Genomic DNA, 641 nt, shown 5'->3' with positions numbered 1-641 from the left:
CATTTGCATGTGCGTGAATTAGATGGCAAAGGTTCAAAGCGTTTATCTAAGTTTAATGAGCTAATTGCAGGCGTGCGTAAAGCTGTACCTGACATGATCATTCAGGTGGGTGGATCGATTTCTTTTGCACCAGAAAGTGAAGGTGAAGCTGCGTTATGGCTCAGTGATGAAGCTCGCCATATGTTGGCTGATTTGACGCCAAAACCAGATCAGGTCACTATCGCCATTAACACCACGCAAATGAATATCACAGAAGTTATTCCACCAGAATATCTGGAAGGAACAACGTTAGGTGAACCAGGTACCTTCGCGGCTTACCGTGAAATGACCGTACCGGCTGGTCCAGGTTGGGTAGAAGAACATCTACGTCGTTTGCAAGCTTCAGGTATCCAACCGCATTTTCAACTCACGGGCATACATGCTTTAGAAACTGTAGAACGCTTAGTTCGCAAGGGTATTTATACAGGTCCATTAAACTTAACGTGGATTGGTATAGCAGGCGGTTTCGATGGTCCTAATCCATTTAACTTCTTCAATTTCATCCATCGTGCACCAGATGGTTGCACACTGACATCTGAGTCATTGTTTAAAAATGTATTACCGTTTAACACAATGGCTTTATCAATGGGTTTACATCCACG

At 43.7% G+C, this 641-nt stretch carries 1 protein-coding gene; it reads left to right on the top strand.

Translation table 11 applies throughout. The features are described from left to right. The coding region (locus ACG94X_RS16790) for a 3-keto-5-aminohexanoate cleavage protein (protein WP_419384798.1) at window positions 1–641 on the top strand (641 nt) is incomplete at both ends.

Source organism: Acinetobacter psychrotolerans (assembly GCF_048552595.1).
In the GTDB taxonomy this organism is placed as follows: domain Bacteria; phylum Pseudomonadota; class Gammaproteobacteria; order Pseudomonadales; family Moraxellaceae; genus Acinetobacter.
Note: the sequence above shows the minus strand (reverse complement) of the source record. Positions and strands in the feature narration are given on the sequence as shown.